Source organism: Klebsiella sp. BDA134-6 (genome assembly GCF_015601345.1).
GTDB lineage: Bacteria > Pseudomonadota > Gammaproteobacteria > Enterobacterales > Enterobacteriaceae > Klebsiella > Klebsiella grimontii.
Map to the genome: position 1 here is coordinate 3,357,074 of NZ_CP064784.1, position 21,568 is coordinate 3,378,641.

The 21,568-nt window shown below is 57.5% G+C and carries 20 protein-coding genes; 14 read left to right on the forward strand and 6 right to left on the reverse strand.

Annotated features, from left to right (window positions below; genetic code table 11):
- Nucleotides 1-74: 74 nt before the first annotated feature.
- Nucleotides 75-1,685: an FAD-NAD(P)-binding protein gene (locus tag IYV58_RS15520; RefSeq protein ID WP_195729120.1), complete on the forward strand. Its 1,611-nt coding sequence runs from the start codon at nucleotides 75-77 to the stop codon at nucleotides 1,683-1,685.
- A gap of 27 nt (nucleotides 1,686-1,712) precedes the next feature.
- On the opposite strand, the gene IYV58_RS15525 is transcribed toward IYV58_RS15520, so the two are convergent.
- A complete protein-coding gene (locus IYV58_RS15525; protein WP_004119395.1) occupies nucleotides 1,713-1,862 on the reverse strand; it encodes a hypothetical protein in 150 nt (49 codons plus the stop codon).
- A gap of 21 nt (nucleotides 1,863-1,883) precedes the next feature.
- A complete protein-coding gene (locus tag IYV58_RS15530; RefSeq protein ID WP_004119392.1) occupies nucleotides 1,884-2,276 on the reverse strand; it encodes a YdeI family stress tolerance OB fold protein in 393 nt (130 codons plus the stop codon).
- 372 nt (nucleotides 2,277-2,648) lie between these two features.
- Between IYV58_RS15530 and IYV58_RS15535 the strand changes: the two genes are divergently transcribed.
- Nucleotides 2,649-3,533: an SDR family oxidoreductase gene (locus IYV58_RS15535; protein ID WP_004119389.1), complete on the forward strand. Its 885-nt coding sequence runs from the start codon at nucleotides 2,649-2,651 to the stop codon at nucleotides 3,531-3,533.
- Nucleotides 3,534-3,551: 18 nt separating this feature from the next.
- On the opposite strand, the gene IYV58_RS15540 is transcribed toward IYV58_RS15535, so the two are convergent.
- Nucleotides 3,552-4,358, reverse strand: coding sequence for an MBL fold metallo-hydrolase (locus IYV58_RS15540; protein WP_195729121.1), 807 nt, complete (start codon nucleotides 4,356-4,358; stop codon nucleotides 3,552-3,554).
- 87 nt (nucleotides 4,359-4,445) lie between these two features.
- The gene (locus IYV58_RS15545; RefSeq protein WP_004119381.1) at nucleotides 4,446-5,081 is read right to left on the reverse strand and encodes a carbonic anhydrase; all 636 of its coding nucleotides are present in this window, start codon (nucleotides 5,079-5,081) and stop codon (nucleotides 4,446-4,448) included.
- Nucleotides 5,082-5,306: 225 nt separating this feature from the next.
- On the opposite strand from IYV58_RS15545, the gene IYV58_RS15550 reads away from it, so the two are divergent.
- On the forward strand, nucleotides 5,307-5,936 hold the full coding sequence (locus tag IYV58_RS15550) for a LysE family translocator (protein ID WP_004119378.1): 630 nt from the start codon (nucleotides 5,307-5,309) through the stop codon (nucleotides 5,934-5,936).
- A 13-nt stretch (nucleotides 5,937-5,949) separates the two neighbouring features.
- On the opposite strand, the gene IYV58_RS15555 is transcribed toward IYV58_RS15550, so the two are convergent.
- Nucleotides 5,950-6,720: a DeoR/GlpR family DNA-binding transcription regulator gene (locus tag IYV58_RS15555; RefSeq protein ID WP_004119375.1), complete on the reverse strand. Its 771-nt coding sequence runs from the start codon at nucleotides 6,718-6,720 to the stop codon at nucleotides 5,950-5,952.
- 93 nt (nucleotides 6,721-6,813) lie between these two features.
- Here IYV58_RS15555 and IYV58_RS15560 point away from each other — a divergent pair, with 93 nt between their 5' ends.
- The 7 genes from IYV58_RS15560 to IYV58_RS15590 all read left to right on the forward strand — a co-directional run bounded on the left by IYV58_RS15560 (nucleotide 6,814) and on the right by IYV58_RS15590 (nucleotide 13,737).
- Nucleotides 6,814-7,197 (forward strand): VOC family protein, encoded by a 384-nt coding sequence (locus IYV58_RS15560; RefSeq protein ID WP_004119372.1) that lies wholly within the window; start codon nucleotides 6,814-6,816, stop codon nucleotides 7,195-7,197.
- Nucleotides 7,198-7,227: 30 nt separating this feature from the next.
- Nucleotides 7,228-7,866 carry a CatA-like O-acetyltransferase, family 1 gene (locus IYV58_RS15565; RefSeq protein ID WP_049114371.1) on the forward strand — a complete coding sequence of 213 codons (639 nt, stop codon included), beginning with the start codon at nucleotides 7,228-7,230 and terminating at the stop codon, nucleotides 7,864-7,866.
- 279 nt (nucleotides 7,867-8,145) lie between these two features.
- A complete protein-coding gene (locus IYV58_RS15570; RefSeq protein WP_142445629.1) occupies nucleotides 8,146-9,849 on the forward strand; it encodes an ABC transporter substrate-binding protein in 1,704 nt (567 codons plus the stop codon).
- A 42-nt stretch (nucleotides 9,850-9,891) separates the two neighbouring features.
- A complete protein-coding gene (locus IYV58_RS15575; RefSeq protein ID WP_195729122.1) occupies nucleotides 9,892-10,851 on the forward strand; it encodes an ABC transporter permease in 960 nt (319 codons plus the stop codon).
- Nucleotides 10,851-11,798 carry an oligopeptide ABC transporter permease gene (gene opp4C, locus IYV58_RS15580; RefSeq protein WP_413784880.1) on the forward strand — a complete coding sequence of 316 codons (948 nt, stop codon included), beginning with the start codon at nucleotides 10,851-10,853 and terminating at the stop codon, nucleotides 11,796-11,798. The genes IYV58_RS15575 and opp4C overlap by 1 nt, the downstream gene beginning before the upstream one ends.
- Nucleotides 11,795-12,775, forward strand: a complete 981-nt coding sequence (locus tag IYV58_RS15585) for an ABC transporter ATP-binding protein (RefSeq protein WP_004119358.1) — start codon at nucleotides 11,795-11,797, stop codon at nucleotides 12,773-12,775. The genes opp4C and IYV58_RS15585 overlap by 4 nt, the downstream gene beginning before the upstream one ends.
- Nucleotides 12,772-13,737 carry an ABC transporter ATP-binding protein gene (locus IYV58_RS15590; protein ID WP_004119356.1) on the forward strand — a complete coding sequence of 322 codons (966 nt, stop codon included), beginning with the start codon at nucleotides 12,772-12,774 and terminating at the stop codon, nucleotides 13,735-13,737. The genes IYV58_RS15585 and IYV58_RS15590 overlap by 4 nt, the downstream gene beginning before the upstream one ends.
- Nucleotides 13,738-13,813: 76 nt before the next feature.
- Here the strand turns inward: IYV58_RS15590 and IYV58_RS15595 are convergent, their stop codons facing one another.
- On the reverse strand, nucleotides 13,814-16,219 hold the full coding sequence (locus IYV58_RS15595) for a membrane-bound PQQ-dependent dehydrogenase, glucose/quinate/shikimate family (RefSeq protein ID WP_195729123.1): 2,406 nt from the start codon (nucleotides 16,217-16,219) through the stop codon (nucleotides 13,814-13,816).
- Between the two features lie 393 nt (nucleotides 16,220-16,612).
- Between IYV58_RS15595 and IYV58_RS15600 the strand changes: the two genes are divergently transcribed.
- The 4 genes from IYV58_RS15600 (at nucleotide 16,613) to IYV58_RS15615 (ending at nucleotide 21,555) form a co-directional block, all read left to right on the forward strand.
- A complete protein-coding gene (locus IYV58_RS15600; protein WP_004119352.1) occupies nucleotides 16,613-17,161 on the forward strand; it encodes a tyrosine-type DNA invertase in 549 nt (182 codons plus the stop codon).
- Between the two features lie 454 nt (nucleotides 17,162-17,615).
- Nucleotides 17,616-18,134, forward strand: coding sequence for a fimbrial protein (locus IYV58_RS15605; protein ID WP_049114357.1), 519 nt, complete (start codon nucleotides 17,616-17,618; stop codon nucleotides 18,132-18,134).
- Nucleotides 18,135-18,234: 100 nt separating this feature from the next.
- Nucleotides 18,235-18,924, forward strand: coding sequence for a fimbrial biogenesis chaperone (locus IYV58_RS15610; protein WP_139528815.1), 690 nt, complete (start codon nucleotides 18,235-18,237; stop codon nucleotides 18,922-18,924).
- 60 nt (nucleotides 18,925-18,984) lie between these two features.
- On the forward strand, nucleotides 18,985-21,555 hold the full coding sequence (locus tag IYV58_RS15615; protein ID WP_195729124.1) for a fimbria/pilus outer membrane usher protein: 2,571 nt from the start codon (nucleotides 18,985-18,987) through the stop codon (nucleotides 21,553-21,555).
- Nucleotides 21,556-21,568 lie beyond the last annotated feature (13 nt).

Sequence of the window (21,568 nt, forward strand, 5' to 3'; positions counted from 1 at the left end):
TTTATCGTGGAGCTTTTCAACTGGCGGAAGGCCACCGACAACAAATGTGATAACAACAACGGCGGGTCAGTTATATGAAGAAAATTGCCATTATCGGCGCCGGTCCAACCGGGATTTATACCCTGTTTTCACTCCTTAAATGCGGTGAGCCGCTGGACGTGTCCATTTACGAACAGGCTGAGGAAGCGGGCGTGGGCATGCCCTATAGCGATGAAGAAAACTCGCGCATGATGCTGGCCAATATCGCCAGTATTGAAATCCCGCCTCTCCAGAACACCTATCTCGACTGGCTGAAGGCCCAGAGCCGGACGCACCTTGCGCGCTATGGCGTCGATTATGAGGGGTTGCACGATCGTCAATTTTTGCCGCGCATCCTGCTGGGCGAATACTTTCGCGACCAGTTCCTTGGCCTGGTCGCCGAGGCCAGAGAACAGGGCTTTCACATCCGGGTCAATGAGTCCTGCCGGGTCAGCGACCTGCAGGCGACCGCAGAAGGGGTGAGGATGTGGGTCGAAGATGAGCCGGTCGACGAAGCCTTTGACCTCGCGGTTATCGCCACCGGCCACGTCTGGCCCGACGAAGAAGAGTCGACGCGCACCTGGTTTCCCAGCCCGTGGTCCGGCCTCATGGAGGCCAGCATTCCCCCCTGCCGGGTGGGGATTATGGGCACCTCGCTCAGCGGGATCGATGCCGCGATGGCCGTCGCCGTCCAGCACGGCCGCTTTATTGGGTCCGACGATGACGCCCTCTCTTTCAGGCTGGACGAGGCAAGCGAAGCGCTAAAAATCGTGTTGATGTCGCGCTCCGGCATTCTTCCCGAAGCGGATTTTTACTGTCCTATTCCCTGGGAGCCGCTCAGCATCGTGAGCGAAAGCGCGATGGAACACGCCATCGCCGCGGGGAGCGACGGTCTGCTCGATCGCGTCTTTGAGCTGGTAGCGAAGGAGATCGCGCTTGCCGACTCCCTATGGAGCGAAAATATCGCCCTTCACAGCCTGAATGCAGACAGCTTCAGCGAGGCGTGGTTCGCTAATCGCCAGCAGCATAATCCGTTCCACTGGGCGCTGGATAACCTCGAAGAAGTTGAGCGCAACAAGCGCGCGCGATATACGGTTCCCTGGCGCTACGCGATCCTGCGGCTGCATGAAGCCGTTCAGGCGATGGTGCCTCACCTTAATGACCATGACCGGGAGCGTTTCAAAAATGGCCTTGCGCGGGTCTTTATCGACTGCTATGCAGCCATTCCTTCGGAGTCTATCCGCCGACTGCTGGCGCTGCGCGAAGCGGGCGTCATCAGTATTCTCGCCTTAGGGCACAACTATGAGATGGCGGTAGAGCATGAAAAGACGGTGCTTACCAGCGAACAAAATCGCTATACGTTTGATGTGTTTATTGATGCCAGAGGGCAAAAACCGCTGAAAAATAAAGATCTGCCCTTCCCGCACCTAAGGGAGCAACTGCTGGCGACCGGCGAAGATATCCCGGAAGTCGGAGACGATTATACGTTACTGGAGCCCTCTGAGGTACGCGGACGCATCGCCTTTGCCGCCATCCCCTGGCTGATGCACGACCAGCCTTTTGTTCAGGGGATCACCGCCTGCGCGGAAATCGGCGCGGCGATAGCGAAGGCCATATCCACGCCGGCTAGCCGCTCCCGCCGCCGTTTGTCGCCAATCGATTTTTAACCCGAGCCGCCCTCACGGGCGGCCGTTCTAGCGCTTTCCGGACTGCGGATGCCAGGGATCTTTTTTATGATCTTCGCTGTCATCTCTTTTTCTCGGCACTTCCCCCTGTTCGCGCGGGTCCTCTTTCGACGGATGACGGCCCCGCTTATCCGGGTCGGCTGGATTTTTTACGGACATGCATTTCTCCTGACTAAGCGATTATTTCTGGATCCGATCCACCCGCACCACCGGCGGCGTCATTTTTTTATCAAGGCTGCCGTTGATGCTGATCATCTGATCGGGCTTCACTTCGCGGCCATCAAAAACCGCGGCGGGAATAATTAGCGCAATGGTGTCGGTTTTATCGCGAAAGCTGTAGCGATCGTCGCCGTGCTGCTCAATAAGATTGCCGCGTAATGAAATGGTTGCCCCATCGTGCATATCCAGCGCCTGGCGCACGGTCATGATCCGACCATCTTCAGTCCCGCGATAGCCATCATCAATTTTATGCGGCGGAGGTGGAGCAGCCTCTTTTTTAAACCCACCTTCATCCGCGGCGTAGACGCCTTGCGCCATCAGCGAACAGAAAATAACAGCCAGTAATTTTTTCATCAGCAATACCTCCAGCGTATTTTTCTTTTGTCTTAATAAGTCTGGTTGCTACTATTCATTTTCACAAGTTCCGTGCCTGATGAATCATCGGGAAATATTTTTAATGTTTTCAGCGCCCGCGTAAATATGAGCGCCAGGCAGTATTAATCCCCGCCTAAATATACCGTCAGGCTTGCGATAGAATAATCCTAAAATGGCCAACGCTGCCGTCGCTTCTCATTTTTAAAAGTTTCCCGGCAATCAGTGAATTACCGTTCGGAGATGAATAAAAGCGCAAAAATTCTAAAAGCGAAGCTGTTCAAATATTCCTCGATATTCCACCACTGGCTGACCAGGCAACTACGCTTAATCTTTTAACACGAGGAGGTCAGTATGAGCGATTACGCTAATAATACCGCGAAGTATCCCCGTCCCCCGTTTGTTGACCAACCGCAATCGCCGCCAGGTCTTGCCGAAGAGATGAAGCCGCAGCCGGATCACGGCGAACTGAGCTATGTCGGCGCCGGTCGACTCGCCGGCAAACGCGCCCTGATTACCGGCGGCGATTCCGGGATTGGTCGCGCGGTCGCGATCGCCTTCGCCCGAGAGGGCGCCGATGTGGCGATCAACTATCTGCCGGAAGAGGAGTCCGATGCGGAAACCGTGATTGCTCTCATTGAGGCCGAAGGACGTCAGGCCGTCGCGATTCCGGGAGATGTGCGCGACGAATCCTTCTGCGAAACCCTGGTCGAACAGGCCGTCAGCGAACTCGGCGGGCTGGATATTCTGGTCAATAATGCCGGACGCCAGCAATACTGCGAATCGCTGGAAGAATTGACCACCGCCGACTTTGACGCCACCTTCAAAACCAACGTTTATGCGGCCTTCTGGATCACTAAAGCCGCCCTGCGTCATCTTAAAGAACACAGCGCGATTATTAATACTTCATCAGTCCAGGCCTTTAAGCCAAGCCCCATCCTACTGGACTATGCGCAAACCAAAGCGTGCCTGGTGGCGTTCACCAAGTCGCTGGCCAAACAGCTGGGGCCGAAGGGCATTCGGGTTAACGCCGTCGCCCCCGGCCCCTACTGGACGGTACTGCAGTCAAGCGGCGGCCAGCCGGATGAGAAAGTTCGTCAGTTCGGCGCCGATACGCCGCTAGGTCGCCCCGGCCAACCGGTGGAGATTGCGCCGCTGTACGTAACCCTGGCTTCCGACGCCTGCTCCTTCACCTCCGGCCAGGTGTGGTGCTCCGATGGCGGCGACGGCGTGGTATAAGCCGCAGGCGGCGCGCCCTCAGCGCTGCGCCGTCGTATTCAGGCAGGCGAGATACTTCTGCGCTGAATCTAAAACGATCTGCCGGGCATTTTTCGTGACGTTCTGTCCCTCGAAGGCGCCGTACAGCGCTTCAAAGGGCGTATCGCCCAGACGCTCAACGATCTTCTCGACGCTGGCTGCCGCGAGCGGCAGCAAATTGGGATAGCTCCACATAAACGAAACGGCGTGCGCCCCCGGCGTCACCTGGATGATATCGCCCGCCAGCATGATGCCATCATCTTTTGCCCAGTGCAGAACGGTGCCACCGGCGAAATGCCCGCCCAGACGCAGCAACCGCACCGCAGGGAGGATCTCCAGCGCATCCCCTTCCCACAGCGTGATTGCCGGGCTATCGCGCATAATCCATTCGCGATCGCTGGCATGAAGGTAGATTTGCGCGTCGAAGGCATCCGCCCACGTCTGCATCGTGGTGTAGTAGTGAGGATGAGAAATGGCGATCGCTTTTATCCCGCCCAGCGCGGCGATCAGGGTTTTTGTCGCCGCGTCCAGATTGGCGATGCAGTCCCACAGAATATTCCCCTGCGGGGTGAGCAGCAGAAACGCGCGCTGATCGATGGCAAATTTCGGTACCGTCTTGATGCTCAACAGCTCGCCGCTATGCTGCCGCCACTTATTCACGTGAGTGCGAACCAGAGTCTCTAATGCAATCCATGTCTGGCCGCTGGCCGGGACGTACTGACGTTCATCCTCACAGATACGGCACCGGCTCAGGGTGTTGTCGCCGTCGTCGTAAGAAGTGCCGCAGGTTGCGCACAGCTTGATCATTACTTCCCCTTAAAAAAACAGACTACGCAGGAGTAATAAGTATGGCAGATAAGGCGGGAACGAGGGCTTCCGTGCCCTGCGAGAGGTTTATTCGAAATAGACGTCAGGGTTTTCCGACAGCGACACGAAGGTCTTGCTGTTTTTATCCAGCGCGCGAATATCGCCGCTTTCAATATCGTAGAACCAGCCGTGCAGACGCAGCGTGCTATCGCGCAGGCCCACGGCAACCGACGGGTGGGTTTTGATGTTGTTCAACTGGGCGATGACGTTTTCCTGCACCATTCCGTTGACTTTATCGGTCTCGTTGGCCCAGGTTTTCTTCTCCACGACCGCTTTCGCCGCGTCGGAGTAGCGCAGCCAGTGGGAGACGGCAGGCATCGGGTCCAGGCACTGGCAGGTGGCGATGGCTTTCATCGCGCCGCAGTTGGAGTGGCCGCAAATGACGATATCGGTCACGCCCAGGGCGACGACGGCATACTCGATGGTGGCGGAAACCCCGCCCGGTTCAGGACCGAAAGAGGGCACGATATTCCCGGCGTTACGGATCACAAACAGCTGCCCCGGCTCCTGCTGGGTCACCAGCTCCGGCACCAGGCGGCTATCTGAACAAGAGATAAACAGCGCTTTAGGATTCTGGCTGGATGCCAGGCTGCGGAAGAGCTCTTTACGTTGCGGGAAGATCTCTTTCTGGAAGTTGAGGAAGCCCTCAATGATATGTTGCATAGCAGTGTCTCTTTTCTCTGTTTTAATGACGATATGACAAAGATCACATTTAGTCAGTTTATCACCGACGCGCGAAATGGGAATCGTTATTCGAACGGGCAACTAAACATCACCCCGCAAAGTTGGGTGACAGAGGGGTAAAGATTGTTTATTTTTTGAGAGCGAAATCAATCATGAGCCGGAGCCAGATACGACTTTAGCGCTCAACGTCAACCAGGAGCGTTTATGTTCTTATCCAGCCTGATGGCCCTTGCCGCCGTCCTTATTATGGGCGTGATTAGCCCCGGCCCGAGCTTCATTTACGTTGCCCGCAACGCCGTTGCGCGCTCAAGAACGCACGGTCTAGTCACCGCGCTGGGCACCGGCGCGGGAGCGGCCATCTTTTCAATTATGGCCATGCTGGGGTTACAAAAAGTTCTGACCGCGGTGCCGGAAATGTTTATTGGCCTGAAGGTCGCAGGCGGCCTCTATCTGCTCTGGCTGGGGTATAAAATTTACCGCGGCGCGGCGCAGCCGATGGATTTTGCGGCAGGTGGCATGGCGGCGGAACATTCGCTGCTGAAAACCTTCCGCGATGGTCTGTATACCCAGCTCAGCAACCCAAAAACGGCGCTGGTATTCGCCTCTATTTTTACCGCCCTGCTGCCGGAGCGCATCCCGCTGGCCTTTTACTATATCGTGCCGCTGATGAGCTTTCTGATCGACGTCAGCTGGTATTCGCTGGTGGCCCTGGTGCTCTCTTCCGCCCGACCGCGCGGCGTCTATCTGCGCATGAAGCGTAAGATCGATATCCTCACCGCCACGGTGCTGGGCGCCCTCGGCCTGCGCCTGATTGCCACGTCGTTGTCAAAGTAAGTCCATACGGCGCTTAAACGGTGTAAATACGAATATCGTGTTCGCTAAACGCGTCGCGATATTCCCGACTGATGTTCTCCTCGACCACCAGCACATCAATGGCGCTGCTTTCGACCACCATAAAGCGCGCCACCGCCGGGATCTTATCGGAGGTGAGGCCAACTATGATTTCGCTGCACTGCTTGATCACCGCTTTTTTAAATTCGCAGTCGGCGTAGTCAAAGCCTGTCAGGCCAGACTCGGGCGCCATAGCGCAGCCGCCGATAAAACCCTGATCGAAAAGCATACCCTGAATCTGCGCCACCGCGGAGGCGCCCACGCAGCCGCCGCTGGCCCGCTGGATCTGACCGCCAAGCATGACCACATCGTACAGCGGTTTCTTGAGCAGGACGGCGGCGATCTCGGGAGAATTGGTGACCACGGTTAACGCCAGCTCCGCTGGTAACGCTTCCGCCATCGCCAGGTTGGTGGTGCCGGTATCGATAAAAATGCAGCCGCCGGGCTTCACCAGCTTTGCGCACTTCTGCGCGATCCTGCTTTTTGTCGCCGTATTTTTCTCTTTGCGCTCGCTATAATCCCCCGCCTCCGGCAGGGTCATCACCGCGCCGCCGTAGACCTTTTTACAATACCCTTCCCGGCTAAGTTCATGTAAATCACGGCGAATAGTATGCTCGGAGACGTTAAGGCGGTCGGCAAGCTCGGCGCAAACCACTCTGCCGTTCTCCTGCAGAATCTGGCAAATAAGCGCTTGTCGTTGTTTGGGGAAAGCAGCATAATCGAGCACAAGTAACTCCTGATTAAATCTTCATCGAGCAACAAAGTGCATGATCGTGCATTACGGCCCTGACTGTCAACTCACCCTATCAAGAGGTTTGCTATGAAAATTGCCCACATCGCTCTATGGACCCGCCAGCTTGAGCAACAGGCCCATTTTTGGGTGTCGTTTTTCGACGGCGAGATCAATGAGAAGTACTGCAGCCAAACCAACCCCGGTTTTGAGTCCTTTTTTGTCAAGATTGGCGACAACGTTGCTATTGAGCTGATGACCAAGCCGGGGCTGGTCGCACTGACGGCGGATAATAACCGTACCGGCTGGGTGCACCTGGCGATAAGCGTTGGCGGCGCGGAAAATGTCGACAGGCTGGCGAAACGCGCCGACGCGCAGGGAATACTGGTTTCCCCACCGCGAACCACCGGTGACGGCTACTATGAAGCGGTGATCAAAGACCCCGATGGCAACCTGATTGAAATCGTCGCATAGTGAAGGAAAGTCAGCCAACAGGAGAGGCCCGTGGCCAACTATCGCGTAATCGACAAACAACACTGGCCGCGAAAAGATCATTTTGATTTTTATCGCGGTTTTGCCAACCCCAGCTTTAATCTCTGCGTTCCCGTCGAGGCGCAGCGGCTATACGAATGCGCGAAAGATCGCGGCGTCTCTTTTTTCCAGCTGGCGCTCTACGGGCTGGTGCGCGCGGCAAACGACGTGCCACAGCTTAAGCAGCGGCTGCTGGACGACGAGATTGTCGAATATGATCAATTGGCTGTGATGACGCCGGTGATGACCGCGCAGGAAGGTTTTCGCCAGGTCTGGTGCGATAACGCCGCTGACTTTGCCGCCTTTAGCGCTGCGGCTACGCCGAAGATTGACGCGGCGAAACGGACCGCGCCGGCGCCGCTTATCGTCAACGGCGAGAACTTCTTCTGCGCCAGCTGCCTGCCATGGCTGCATTTCAGCGCCATGACCCACGCCGAGTATTACGTCGGCGCAGCGGTACCCGCCCTCACCTGGGGCAAGCTCAAAAACGGCATTATCCCGGTCGCGGGCAGATTCAATCACGCCTTCGTCGACGGCCTGCACGCCAGCCGCTTTTTCGCCCGGGTCGAAGAGGGGTTTTCCGAACCGGATACGCTCTGGCAGACGCCATAAACTTTCGGCTTACGTTCCGGGCCTGCCCGCGGTCGCCGCACGCTACGTACTGCTTACCGCAGCATTGCGGCCGGATGGCGGCCCTTCCCCTTTCTCTCCCCCGCAGACAGCAGAGAACGCTGGCGCTTAGCACAAAAATGGCAGATTAATGCAGAATTATAGCTAATGCTAAATTGCTATAAGCCATAGCCTTTCGTTGTTAGACAGGCTGCGATGCGCCTCTTATCTTTCGTCATGATTTGTAAATACTCAACGCAATCAATTGATGAGGGAGCACTTTTGTCCAGACTACTGCACGGGTTAAAAACCAAACAAACGCGGTTCGCGCTTGCTCTGAAAATAGCGTTGCTCGGCGGCGCGGTGGCATTTTCTTCTGTCGCCATCGCCGACGACATTTTAAAAGAAGGGATCACCCCGGCCAGCGATGCCAGCCAGATCCCCGCGGCGGCGAAACTGCGCAAAGATACCGTCGTGGCCGGCATCTCCGAGCCGCAGGGTATATTTAACCCCTACTTCTTCGTCAACGGCTGGGATGAGAACGTCACCAACGTCATCTTCTCGCGCCTGATCGACTGGGACAGCCACGGCAAGCTGGTGCCGGGCCTCGCCGAAAGCTGGACGGTCAGTTCGGATAACAAGGTCTACACCATCAAGCTGCGTCCCAACCTGACCTTTAGCGACGGTTCGCCGCTGACCGCCGAGGATGTCGCCTTTACCCTCACCGTGCTGCTGGACCCGAAATACGATGGCGATACCGATATTACGCTCGCCAATATCGCCGGCGGCGCGGACTACAAGGCGGGGAAAGCCGATAGCGTCAGCGGCCTGAAAGTGATTGATCCCTTAACGCTCCAGGTAACCACCACCCAACCGGGCGCGACGACGCTGGCAAAAATTGGCGGCCCGGTCCTCTCCAAAGCCTATTACGGCAAAGGCTACCAGCGCGGGAATCTCGATTATCTGCGCACCCTGCACGGCAAACCGCTGGGCAACGGTCCCTACGTTTACGACAAATACATCCCCGGCCAGGAGATTCGTTTCCACGCCAACAGCCACTTTTATCGCGGAACCCCGCCGACTCCGCGCTTTATTTATCGCGTGACCAACCCGTCGACCAACTTCCAGCTCTTCCAGACGGGCGAAACCGACTACGACGCCTTTACCTCGCGTCCTGATGATATCGAACAGCTGAAAATGCTCGGTTTTGCCAATATCAACCTCTACGGTTCCAGCGACTACAGCCAGGTGGAATTTAACCTCCGCCGCCCGGCGCTGAAGGACGTGAAGGTACGCCAGGCGCTGATTTACGGCCTCGACCGCCAGAAGCTGATTGATGTGGTCTACCAGGGCTACGGTAAAGTGGCGATTGAGCCTATCGCGCCGATCTCCTGGGCCTGGAACGCCGATGGGGTGAACCCGTATCACTATGACCCGGCGCAGGCGAAAAAGCTGCTTGACGAAGCCGGCTGGAAACCGGGCGCAGACGGTATCCGCGTTAAAGATGGCAAACGCCTCGAGTTAACCCTGCTGGTCAGCAAGAAAGTGCTCAACGATGCGCTGATCCCCATCGCCAAAGAGAACTGGCAGCAGATTGGCGTGCTGTTAAAACCGCAGGTGGTCGACTTCAACGCCCTGATGGCGCAGCGTAAATCGGGTAATTACGACCTGGCATCGTTCAGCACCAGCACCCTTAATGACCCGCACGATGGCGTGTGGGATTTTTACAGCGCGGAAGCGAAAGAGTCCGGCTATAACAATCCGCAGGTTGACAAGCTGATAACCGAAGGCAACTCGGTGCTCGACGTGGAAAAACGTAAGCCAATCTACCACCGGCTGTATCAGGTGCTGGCGCAGGACCCGCCGGTGATCCTGCTCGGCTACCGCGAAATTCTCTCGGCGAGCAGCGCCCGGGTTAGCGGCTTCAAACCGGATATCTACAACGGCCTGACCGGCAGCCTGCCGGATGTCAAAATCGTTAAGTAATCCTGAGCCGCCGGGCCTCCCGGCGGCTGACGTGAGAATGTCATGAGAAATTTCATCCTGAGACGGCTGCTGCAAACGCTGCCGATACTGCTGCTGGCCTCCTTTATCATTTTTATGCTGTTTGCCAAAACGCCGGGCGATTTTATCGATGGCAATATCACCCTCACCGCCGCTCGCGCCGCCGAACTGAAAGCCATTTACGGCCTGGATCAGCCGCTGCTCACCCGCTATCTCCATTGGCTCGGCCAGCTGCTGCGCGGCGATCTGGGGTTCTCGCTGCAGTACCAGATCCCGGTCAGTCAGCTGCTCAACCAGTACATCTGGAACTCCTTCCTGCTGGCCAGCGTGGCGCTAGTGTTCTACTGGGGAATTGGCCTGACGGTGGGCGTGATCTCGGCGCTGAAGCCCAATTCTGCGTTCGATCATCTGGTGAGCGCCGCGGTGTTCGCCGCCATGTCGTTCCCGACCTTTTTCCTCTGCCTGCTGCTGATCAAATGGTTCGCCGTCGATCTGCACTGGCTACCGGTGGGCGGCATGACCAATACCGGCAGCGACGACAGCGGCTGGGAGTATGTGCTGCAGGTCGCCGCCCATCTGGCGCTGCCGGTACTGGCGCTGGTGATGCTCCAGGCGGGGAGCCTGACCCGCTATTTTCGCGCCAGCATGCTCGATGTGGTGAAAATGGATTTTATCCGTACCGCCCGCGCCAAAGGGCTGCGCGAACGCACGGTTATCCTCAAGCACGCCCTGCGTAACGCCCTGCTGCCGATCATCACCCTGCTCGGCTTCGAGCTTCCGGGACTCTTCTCCGGGGCGATCATCACCGAAAAAGTGTTTAACTGGCCGGGGGCCGGGCATATTCATATCGATTCGCTGGCCGCCCGCGACTACCCGGTGTTAATGGGCTTCACCCTTTTTCTGGCGGTGCTCACTATTCTTGGCAACCTGATTGCCGATGTGCTCTACGCGTGGGCCGACCCGCGCATTCGCGTGAGGTCCTGATGCTTAGCTCTCTGTTCTCTTCCAGCCAACGCCTGCGTAAGGCGGAAATCCCGGCGCTGGCCCAGGTGACCCCGTCCCCCTGGCATCAGGCCTGGCGGGCGCTGCGCCGCAACCGGCTGGCGATGCTGTGCCTGCTGCTGCTGGCGGTCATGGCCCTGTGGTGCGTCCTGGGGCCGCTGTGGTCGCCGTGGCAAGACGACGCCACCGACGCCCTGATGATCAACAAGCCGCCCGGCGCGGCGCACTGGCTGGGCACCGACTTTCTCGGTCGCGATATCTATACCCGCCTGCTGCTGGCCGGGCGCATTTCGCTGATTATTGGCCTGCTGACCATGCTGCTGTCGGTCGCCCTTGGCTATCTGCTCGGCGCGCTGTCTGGCTACGCCGGCGGCCTGACCGATAAACTCATTATGCGTTTTGCCGACCTGGTGATGACCATCCCCGGCCTGCCGCTGCTGATTGTCGCGGGCGCGATGCTGTCCGAACTCGATTTCTCGCCGGACTCACGTATCTATATGGTGGTGATTATGCTGAGCCTGCTGGAGTGGCCGAAGCTGGCGCGGCTGGTGCGCGGACAGTGCCTCTCCCTGCGCGAGCGCGACTTTATGCTGGCGACCCAGGTGCTGGGGCTGTCGGCACGACGCCGCCTGTTTGGTCATCTGCTGCCGAATACGGTACCGATTCTGGTGGTGATGGCGACCATGGCGGTGGCTAACGCCATTCTCAGCGAGTCGGCGCTCAGCTACCTCGGGCTTGGGGTGGTGCCGCCAACGCCGTCGTGGGGCAATATGATGGACGCCGCCAACAGCCTGATCGACTTTCAGCGCCGTCCCTGGCTGTGGATGCCGCCGGGGATCGCCATTTTTATCACCGTTATTGCCATCAACGTGCTGGGCGACGGCCTGCGCGACGCGATGGATCCCAAAATGAAACAGAGGCTGAAATGAGTCGCCCGTTAATGACGTTTAATCAGCTTTCGGTCTCGTTTGCCGCCGACAAAAGCCGGGTACGCGCGGTGCAGGAGGTGTCGTTCTCTATCCACGCTGGGCAGACCGTGGGCGTGGTCGGCGAATCCGGCTGCGGCAAAAGCGTCACCGCCCTGTCGTTAATGGGCCTGCTGCCGCCGCAGGCGGCTCGCATTGACGGCGGAGAGATTCTTTTCGCGGGCCAGGACCTGCTACGGCTGAATAAGGCCCGCATGTCCGACCTGCGCGGCAATCAGCTGGCGATGATTTTTCAGGAGCCGATGACCGCCCTGAACCCGGTACTCACCGTTGGCGAGCAGCTGTGCGAACCGCTGATTCGTCACCGAGGCGAGTCGCCGAAAGCCGCATGGCGGCACGCTACCGCGCTGCTCGCCCATGTCGGGCTGGCGCGGGCGGAGAGCCTGATGGCCAGCTATCCACATCAGCTCTCCGGCGGCATGCTGCAGCGGGTGATGATCGCCATGGCGCTGAGCTGTCAGCCGAAGCTGCTGATTGCCGATGAGCCGACGACCGCGCTGGATGTGACCGTGCAGGCGCAAATTCTGCGCCTGCTGCGCGACCAGGCGCGGGCCAACCGGATGGCGATGATGCTGATTACTCACGATCTCGGGGTCATCGCGCAGATGGCCGAGCACGTCGTGGTGATGTACGCCGGGCGGATCGTCGAGCAGGGCGCGACCGCCGATATTCTGCGCAACCCGCAGCATCCCTATACCCAGGGGCTGATTGCCTCCCGTCCGGTACCGGGGGAACGGCGCCGCCGCCTCTACTCGATCCCCGGCCAGGTGCCGGACCTCGCCGCCCTGCCCGCCGGGTGCGCCTTCGCCGAACGCTGCGCCAACGCGACCGCGCGCTGTCGCCAGGGCGTTCCGCCGCTGGTGGGGCAAACCCAACAGGCGGCCTGCTTTTATAGTGAACTCGCGGAGTCCGTGATATGAGTCATGAATACGTGATTGAAGTGGATGGGCTGAAAAAGTACTTCCCGCTGCGCGACGGGCTGTTCGGTCAGCAGACCGGCGAACTGCGGGCGGTGGATGGCGTGAGCTTTAAGATTCGCCGGGGAACGATTTTTGGCCTGGTGGGCGAATCCGGCAGCGGGAAAACCACCGTTGGCCGTACGCTGCTGGGGCTGTATGAGAAGACCGCCGGTAGCGTCAAGTTTCGCGGTCAGGAGCTTTCCGAACTGTCGCCGCGGGCAATGCGCGCGCTGCGCCCGAAAATCCAGCTGGTGTTTCAGGATCCCTACAGTTCGTTAAACCCGCGGATCCGCATCGGTGACGCCATCGGTGAAGCGATGCTGGAGAACAAGCTCTGTCGCCGGGAGGAGCTGTATGACAAAACCATTGATGTCATGCGCATCTGCGGTCTTGCGCCGCAGCACTACCATCGTTTTCCGCACGAGTTTTCCGGCGGCCAGCGCCAGCGCATCGGCATTGCCCGGGCGCTGATCCTAAACCCGGATTTTATTATTGCCGATGAACCCATTTCGGCCCTCGATGTGTCGATTCAGGCACAGATTATTAATCTGTTTTCCGATCTGCGCGACGACCATGGGGTGACGTTTTTGTTTATCTCCCATGACCTCGGCGTGGTAGAGCATCTGTGCGATGACGTGGCGGTGATGTACCTCGGCCAGTTGGTGGAGACCGCCAGTCGCGATGCGCTATTCAGCCGGCCTTTGCATCCGTATACGCAGGCGCTGCTGGCGGCGGTCCCGACCCTCGATCCGAATAGCGAGCCGCTGGCGGTAGTGCAAGGTGAAATACCCGATCCGTCGAGGCCGCCCGCCGGCTGCCGCTTTTCCTCCCGCTGTCCGCAGGCCAGCGACCGCTGCCGGCGCGAAATCCCGGGATTAAGGGAGGTCGCCGACGGCCACCGCGTCGCCTGCCATGTGGTTTAGCGCCGGCCAGGCTTCAGACCATAAAAAAAGCCGCCCACAAAGGGGCGGCTGCTGCATAAGCGCCAATCGGGGTTAATTACTCCTCCAGCGCGAAGGCGATAATATCATCGCCCACGTCCGGCGAGTGGCTGGCGCCCCCGGCGGAGATCACCACGTACTCTTTACCGCTTTTTGGTGATTTATAGATCAGCGGCGCCGCCACGGCGCCTACTGGCAGACGGGCGCGCCACAGCTCTTTACCGGTGGCGGAATCCAGCGCGCGCAGGTAGTTATCCTGGGTTCCGGCGAAGAACACCAGACCGGATGCGGTTGACGTCGGGCCGCCCAGCGTCGGCATCCCCAGCGGGATATGCATATGCGTTTTCAGCCCCAGCGGCCCGGTATCCTCCACCGACCCCATCGGGACCTGCCACATCAGCTGACGAGTATTGAGATCGATGGCGCTCATGGTGCCAAACGGCGGGGTATTACAGGGGACGCCCAGCGCCGACTGCAAAATATCGATCCGCACGCCGCCGTATGGCCCGGCGATTTGCGGACGCACGGTCCCCATAAAGCCCGGCACCTCGTCGGTGGAGACTTTATATTTCGCCATATCCTCTTTCCGCACCAGCGACATTCTCAGCGGCATACGCATATCGTTGACGAACAGCGTTCCGGTGCGCTCATCGATAGTCATGCCCCCCCAGTTCATGCCGCCCAGCAGGCTTGGCCATTCGATATACGGTTTCTCTGACGGCGGCGTATACATCCCCAGATACGTCGATTCTTTGAAATCGATACGGCACATCAGCTGATCGAACGGCGTCACGCCCCACATCGATTTCTCGGTGAGCGGCTCGACGCCCAGCTGCGGCATGCCGGTGGAAAACGGCTGAGTGGCGGAGAGATGTTCGCCTTCCGCGCCGTCGCGGGCGACGGGCCGCTCTTCTACCCGGGTCACTGGCTTACCGCTGCGACGGTCAAGCACGTAGATCTGCCCGGTTTTGGTAGTCTGGATCAGGACCGGAACCTCTTCGCCCCGCTCATTTTTCATATGGAACAGCACCGGCTGCGACGGCAGGTCATAGTCCCAGATATCATGATGTACGGTCTGGAAGACCCACTTCGTCTCGCCGGTGCTGGCGTCCACCGCCACCACGGAAGAACCGTATTTCTCTTTGGCCGCGTTGCGATCGCCGCCCCAGTAGTCCGGCGGACCGTTACCGGTTGGCAAATAAATCAGGTTCAGCTCTTTATCAAAGCCCGGCACTGTCCAGACGTTCGGCGTTTCGAGGGTATAGACGCGACCTTTTACCGGGTCGGTAACGTTTTCCGGCTGCCCAACGTCCCACGCCCACACCACCTTTCCGTTTCGTACGTCAAACGCCCGTACCACGCCGGAGGGTTCGCCATGCACGATATCGCGCACCCAGCCGCCGAGTACCGCAATATGCCCCATAATCACCGGCGTCGAGGTCGGGTGGTAGCGTTTGCTGTTTTCGGTATTGTCCATCCCCTGCTTCAGGTCGACGCTACCATGCTCGCCAAAGTCATCGCACGGTTCGCCGGTTTTGGCGTTCAGGGCGATCAACCGGGCGTCGACGGTCGACACCAGGATACGCTGCGGGCACTGCTGCAGCGCCGGGCTGGCCTTCTCTTCCGCGCTCAGCGAATCATCGCTTTGTACATCGTAATAGCCAACGCCGCGGCAGGTGACGTGTTCGGCGGTACCTGCGTGCGGGTCAAAACGCCAGCGCGCTTTCCCGGTATCCGCATCCAGCGCGGTGACAACGTTCAGCGGCGTACAGGAGTAGAGCGTGTCGCCAATTTGCAACGGGGTATTTTCATCGACGCCAATGCCGGCGCCGGTAAGACGGCGGCCGGTGTGGTACGTCCAGGCCACTTTCAGATTTTTGACGTTTTGCGGCGTAATCTCTTCGTACGGCGCAAAACGGGTACCGGAGGCATCGCGACCAAAAAACGCCCAATTATCGTTTTTCGACGCGAGGGTCGGCGTTGCGTCGCCGCTCGCTTTGACTACGCCGTTATGAATAGCGCCGTGCGGGTAAAACGCTGATACCAGGGTCGCCAGCAGCAGCAGGAAAATCGCCGAGGCGCTCCAGTTGGCGTAGCGCCGCCGCGCAGGCCGCATCGGCAGCGTCGCCGCCAGCCACAGGGCCAGCATCAGCATCAGCGCGGGAACCACCAGCCGCGGGATCAGGCCCCAGTAGCTGAACTGCACTTCATACAGCGCCCAGCAAAGGGTCAACAGGAAAGTCAGAATGGCAAAAGGCAGGACATAGCGGCTGCGGATGAGATAGCCGACGGCGATAAGTAGATAAGCGAGACCGGCTAACAGATACCAGGCGCTGCCGCCGAGAGAGAGGAGTTTGCCTCCCCAGAAAGTGAAAAAGAGTCCAATGCCAAAGTTGAGTAATACAAAGAGTAATCGGTAAACGGTGAAGAAAATCCCTCTCCCGCTACCTTGTCGTTCGTCCATAGTTCATTCCATACGACTTCAGTCGAAAAAACCAAAACATCTAATATAAATAGCGCCTTATCGAATAGATAAGAGCACAGACCGCATATCATGTTAGTTGGACGCTCCCGGACAGAGCGAAGAACGTAAGGAATCATATTCATTTGTAAAATTAATGTAAAACTATCACGCATTAAATGTTTAAAATTTTTTAATTTATAAAAGTAAGTTGAAGGAATGTCAGGTTATAACGACAGCCGCAGGACCCGCGCGGCGGCGGGCGAGTAAGGCCGAGCCGTCTTGCTATCCTCTCCCCGCTGTTTAATCATACCCGGCGCACTCAGCTGACTGCGTTACCCAGGGCGAAATACGCCTGAAGGGATAATTATTTGATGGCTATTCAGGAGGTTAATCATGAATAAACGAAAATATCTCACCGAAGCGGAGATTAAAAAAATCATTTACGAAGCGAGCAAGGGGGCGAACCCGGAGAGGGACCGTTGTTTAATCTGGATGTGCTTCATTCATGGCTGCCGCGTCAGCGAAATTCGCCACTGGCGGCTATCGGACCTTGACCTGCATAACCACTCAATCTACGTCAAACGGCTTAAAAATGGGTTTTCCACCACCCATCCCCTCTTTTCCAGCGAGATGGGGTTTATCCGTGAATGGCTGATGGTGCGTAAAAACTATCGCAATAGCGACAGCGACTGGCTCTTTCTGTCGCAAAAAGGAACACCGCTATCGCGTCAGCGGATCCACGTGTTAATTAGCCATTACAGCCGAAGCGCCGGTTTGAGGATTGCGGCGCATCCCCATATGCTGCGTCACGCCTGCGGTTTTTCGCTGGCCGATAAGGGCATGGATACCCGATTGATTCAGGATTATCTCGGTCACCGAAATATTCAGCATACGGTGCTTTATACTGCGAGCAATGCTGCAAGATTTAAAAATATATGGTGAAGCAACAAGGAATATATTTCTTACTTGACATAATGTATCAGATTGTCACCAACATAAAGAATCGCCAATAACCTGTCAAGTCGTAAGGTTTTCCAGTGCGGTAATAATTAAAAACATTAATAATCAATAGATTATCTACATTCTTTACTTTCGCAGCGAATCCTGACCTCCGCCAGCGCGCCGCAGCCCACCAGATTTTTTACCACATAAAACGCAAGAAGCAGTTTTAAGTATCGCATAAACGCCATCCATGGCATTTATAACGACAAAGTTAACAAACAAAATATATAAAACTAAACAAGACACTTTGATACAAAATGTCTTCTGCCAAAATACGCTTCAGCATCACTGAACTTATTTTCTCCGGACATCTGGCTATCGGATTAATAAATATTCACGGATATCTTCTTTCCGCGAATGTATTACCTATCCCATTACTTATAAGGACAACCTTATGAAAAAGTGTCTTATTGCCGTTAGCCTGGCGGCGGCTGCCTTCTCCGCATCGGTATTAGCCGACGATGGCCGGATTAATTTTTACGGTTCCATCACCGATAGCGCCTGCACGGTGGTGAATAATATGAGTAACCCGCTGTCGGTCATGATGGGGAACGTCTCCAGCAGTGCCTTCACCGGCGCGGGCTCAACGGCCTCGCCAACTAAATTTAATATTGCCCTCAAAGATTGCCCTGAGTCGGCGAAGTCCGCCACGGTTAAATTCGACGGTACGGCGGATAGCAACGTCGCCACCCTTCTGGCGCTAACGCAAGAAGCCGGCGTCGCCAAGGGCGTGGGTATTCAATTAATGGATAACAAGAATGTCGTGGTGCCGTTATATACCGCCTCGTCCGCGTATCCACTACAGGCTGGCGATAATAACCTCGCATTCGTCGCCCGCTATTATGCGACGGCTAATACCGTGAGCGCAGGATTCGCCAACGCGACCAGCAGTTTTACTCTTAATTACAACTAATGGATATTTCGCCGGCGCATTGCTATTTCGTCGGCGTTATTCCTCGGACCGGCGAAAACCGGTCCAACCCTTTTTCGTATCTGTGGAGTAAATGGCTATCATGCATAACGGATATAGAGTCTTTCCCCTCTTGCTTATATTACTGGCTAGCGGATTAGCGGCCGCGGCGGAAAGCGGCGGCGTCACTATTGGCGGTACGCGGCTGATCTTTGACGGCGGTAAAAAGGAGGCCTCGCTGAGCGTCAGCAATTCCGATAGCGCTCCGTATTTAATTCAGTCGTGGATTGAGTCTGCCGATAACAATCCGCGTAAGCCGCCGTTCATTATTACGCCCCCGCTGTTCCGCCTCGACGGCAACCAGCAAAACCTGCTGCGGATCGTCAATATTGGCGGCCTGCTGCCGGCCGATCGCGAATCGCTTTACTGGCTAAACGTCAAGGCGATCCCGACTAACACCGCCCCCGATAACGCCAATACGCTGCAAATCGCCGTAAGAACGCGTCTTAAGCTCATTTTTCGCCCCAAAACCCTCAAGGGCACCCCGGAACAGGTGACGCATAAGCTGAAATGGCGCCAGGCAGGCCGTCGGCTCACGGTAACGAATCCCACGCCTTTTTACATGAATTTCAACGAGGTAACGATAGGTAATCATCCTATTACCAAAGCCACTTTTGTCGCGCCAATGAGCTCAGCCACGTTTGATACCCCCGACAAAGTGGTCGGTCAGGTGTCATGGAAAATCATCAGCGACTTTGGCGGCGTTGGAGAAAGCCACAGTCAGGATCGCTAATCCGCCGCCGACGACGGTTTGCGCTGCGGCTATCAGCCGTCAACTAAGGAGCACTTCAGGATGAACAAAAGAACGTTAAGCGACTCGCCCTTGAATTTAGCTTGCCTTATCGCCACCCAGGTTGCCCTGATTGCGGCGATATGCCCCTCTGCTAACGCCCGCGACCGGTTCAACGCCGCCCATCTGGAAACCGGCGACGGCGGCCAGGCCGCTACCGATCTCTCCGCCTTTGAGGAGCATGGCGGGCAGCTGCCCGGCCGCTACAGGGTCGATATTTATGTTAATAACAGCAAAGTGGATACCCGCGACGTTGAGTTCCGCATGCAGCAAAACGCGCAGGGGCTGAGTACATTACAGCCCTGTCTGTCCCTGAGCGACCTGGCGTCATGGGGCGTCATGACCCAGCGCTACCCGGCATTAGGCCCGACCGCCGATGGCTGCGCCAGGCTGTCGGCGCTTCCCCAGGCCAGCGCCGACTTTCGTTTTTCACGCCAGCAGCTGTTGTTGAGTTTTCCGCAATCTTCGCTTAACAACGCCGCGCGCGGCTGGGTCGATCCGGCGCGCTGGGATGACGGTATTCCGGCGGCGCTGATAAATTACAGCGTAAGCGGCGCTAACAATCGGGAGAAAAAGGGCGGCGGCGACAACGGAAACGCGCAGTACGTTAATTTGCGCCCCGGACTCAATCTCGGTCCCTGGCGGTTGCGTAATTACACCACCTGGAATCGCAGCAGCCAGGACGGCAAAAGCGGTACCTCCACAAAATGGGATACCGTCTATACCTACGCACAGCGCGATATACGTGCCCTGAGGAGCCGCCTGACGCTGGGCGACAGCACCACGCCCTCCGATATTTTCGACAGTATTCCGTTTCGCGGCGGCCAGCTGGCGTCTGACGACGATATGCTGCCGGAGAGCCTACGCGGCTATGCCCCGGTGGTGCGGGGGATCGCCCGCACCCATGCCCAGGTCACGATCCGGCAAAACGGCTACATCATTTATCAGACCTATGTTTCGCCCGGTAGCTTCGAAATCAGCGATATGTACCCCACTGGCGGTTCTGGCGACCTCTACGTCACCATCAAAGAGTCTGACGGCAGCGAGCAAATCCTCGTGGTGCCCTACGCCTCGGTCCCGGTCCTGCAGCGTGAAGGTCGCTTAAAGTACGCCATGACCGCGGGCGTTTACCGCGCCTATGACAACGGCATCGATAAAACTCCGCTGGCTGCCGGTACCGCGATTTACGGTCTTCCTGCCGGCTACACCGTTTACGGCGGCGGACAGTTTAGCAACAGGTACCAGGCGTTGGCGCTAGGGGTGGGTAAAAACCTCGGCCCCGTTGGCGCCGTATCCGCCGATGTCACCCAGGCATGGTCACGGCAAAAATACCGCGCGCGTGAAGAGGGTCAGTCATGGCGTATTCGCTACAGTAAAAACGTGGTGCAGACCGGGACCAATTTCACCTTTGCGGGATATCGTTACGCCACCAGCGGCTTTTGGGATATGCAGGACGTGCTCAACACCTGGCGCGATGGACGACGCTACGCTGCGCCGGAACGCAGACGCAACCGCGCGGAGCTCACCGTCACCCAGGATCTCTTTCAGATTCCAGGCAACCTCGCCCTTAGCGCGATCCTCGAAGACTACTGGGACACCAACAAGCGTATGGAGTCCTACAGCGCGAGCTACAACAGTTCGTATCAAGGCATCAGTTTCAGTCTGAGCTACAGCTATAACATTCATTCAGCGGAACGCTACGGCCAGCGTTCCGGGCGCGCCTACGACCGCGATGGGCTGTTTGCGCTCACCATGAGTATTCCTCTGGATAAATTATTCGGCGGTCATTCGACCTACGTCAGCTACATGCTGAATACCAGTAAGCGGGGGAATACCACCAATAATGTGAGCCTGGGCGGCACCCTGCTGGCCGATAATAACCTGAACTGGAGCGTCATGCAGGGCTATGGCTCTCAGGGCCAGGGGAGTAATAGCGGGCTCAATGCCGACTGGCGCGCCTCTTACGCTGAGCCCCTCGTCGGCTACGCCCGCGACCGCTACAGCGAGCGCTTTAACTACGGTTTGCAGGGTGGGATCGTCGCGCATCGCAACGGTATCACCTTCAGCCAGCCCCTCGGCGAAACGATGGCGCTGATCGCCGCTCCCGGAGCGCAAAACGTGTCGGTGCTCGGACAATCAGGGGTGAAAACCGATCTCTTCGGCTACACCGTCATCCCCTACCTCAGCCCCTATCGCAAAAACGATCTCACGCTGAATACCGAAACCCTGGCCGATGACGCGGAGCTGGCGCTAGCGACCCAGACGGTTATCCCCACGCGCGGCGCGCTGGTGAAAGCCAGTTATCAAACCAGCCTCGGGAAACGGGTATTGATGAATCTGCGCAAACGCAACGGCGCGCCGGTGCCGTTCGGCGCAGCGGTTATCGATCCCGCCTCCCCGACGGCAGCAAGCTTCATCGTAGGCGATGGCGGGCAGGTCTATCTCACAGGGTTAAGAGACGCCGGCCAGTTGAACGTTAGCTGGAGCAGCGAGCCGGATGGCCGATGCACGGTGAATTACCGCCTGACGCCAAGCGCGGGCGGGATTATCAACCTCAATGAACAGTGTCTATAGCAGGAGCATGACG

Bases quoted from the DNA above. Each gene is read 5' to 3' on its own strand.
- IYV58_RS15520 (WP_195729120.1), top strand. From the start codon at position 75: ATGAAGAAAATTGCCATTATCGGCGCCGGTCCAACCGGGATTTATACC.
- IYV58_RS15525 (WP_004119395.1), bottom strand. From the start codon at position 1,862: ATGTCCGTAAAAAATCCAGCCGACCCGGATAAGCGGGGCCGTCATCCG.
- IYV58_RS15530 (WP_004119392.1), bottom strand. From the start codon at position 2,276: ATGAAAAAATTACTGGCTGTTATTTTCTGTTCGCTGATGGCGCAAGGC.
- IYV58_RS15535 (WP_004119389.1), top strand. From the start codon at position 2,649: ATGAGCGATTACGCTAATAATACCGCGAAGTATCCCCGTCCCCCGTTT.
- IYV58_RS15540 (WP_195729121.1), bottom strand. From the start codon at position 4,358: ATGATCAAGCTGTGCGCAACCTGCGGCACTTCTTACGACGACGGCGAC.
- IYV58_RS15545 (WP_004119381.1), bottom strand. From the start codon at position 5,081: ATGCAACATATCATTGAGGGCTTCCTCAACTTCCAGAAAGAGATCTTC.
- IYV58_RS15550 (WP_004119378.1), top strand. From the start codon at position 5,307: ATGTTCTTATCCAGCCTGATGGCCCTTGCCGCCGTCCTTATTATGGGC.
- IYV58_RS15560 (WP_004119372.1), top strand. From the start codon at position 6,814: ATGAAAATTGCCCACATCGCTCTATGGACCCGCCAGCTTGAGCAACAG.
- IYV58_RS15575 (WP_195729122.1), top strand. From the start codon at position 9,892: ATGAGAAATTTCATCCTGAGACGGCTGCTGCAAACGCTGCCGATACTG.
- opp4C (WP_413784880.1), top strand. From the start codon at position 10,851: ATGCTTAGCTCTCTGTTCTCTTCCAGCCAACGCCTGCGTAAGGCGGAA.
- IYV58_RS15585 (WP_004119358.1), top strand. From the start codon at position 11,795: ATGAGTCGCCCGTTAATGACGTTTAATCAGCTTTCGGTCTCGTTTGCC.
- IYV58_RS15590 (WP_004119356.1), top strand. From the start codon at position 12,772: ATGAGTCATGAATACGTGATTGAAGTGGATGGGCTGAAAAAGTACTTC.
- IYV58_RS15595 (WP_195729123.1), bottom strand. From the start codon at position 16,219: ATGGACGAACGACAAGGTAGCGGGAGAGGGATTTTCTTCACCGTTTAC.
- IYV58_RS15600 (WP_004119352.1), top strand. From the start codon at position 16,613: ATGAATAAACGAAAATATCTCACCGAAGCGGAGATTAAAAAAATCATT.
- IYV58_RS15605 (WP_049114357.1), top strand. From the start codon at position 17,616: ATGAAAAAGTGTCTTATTGCCGTTAGCCTGGCGGCGGCTGCCTTCTCC.
- IYV58_RS15610 (WP_139528815.1), top strand. From the start codon at position 18,235: ATGCATAACGGATATAGAGTCTTTCCCCTCTTGCTTATATTACTGGCT.
- IYV58_RS15615 (WP_195729124.1), top strand. From the start codon at position 18,985: ATGAACAAAAGAACGTTAAGCGACTCGCCCTTGAATTTAGCTTGCCTT.